Annotated in this window: 1 tRNA gene; it reads right to left on the reverse strand. The window is 52.2% G+C overall.

Annotated features, from left to right (window positions below):
* Positions 1-15 precede the first annotated feature (15 nt).
* Positions 16-91, reverse strand: a tRNA-Glu gene (locus ACW5W7_RS21320).
* Positions 92-389: the final 298 nt, after the last annotated feature.

Genomic DNA, 389 nt, shown 5'->3' on the forward strand with positions numbered 1-389 from the left:
AAGCAAGAAGAGAAGTGGCGTCCCCTAGGGGATTCGAACCCCTGTTACCGCCGTGAAAGGGCGGTGTCCTAGGCCTCTAGACGAAGGGGACAAAATCGCAGCTCGTAACGCTACGCGTTACGGCGATTTTGTAAAGGCAACTGCCGAGCCGGCGAGGCCGAGCGGCATCGTTGCCTTTAGCGCTGTTCGCTGTTATCGCTAACTCTGGTTTGGGTAGCCACCTTTGCAGCTATTCACATCCCACCCCAACGAACGGGCTTCTCTCATTCAACCGAAGTTGAATAAGCACTGACGCTTTCGCATCAGGTCTTTGCTCTAACTACTTTGAATCAAGGCAATCTGTGTGAACACTCAACAACTTCGTCATCATTAAGGTAAGGAGGTGATCC

This window comes from Aeromonas intestinalis, assembly GCF_054052485.1.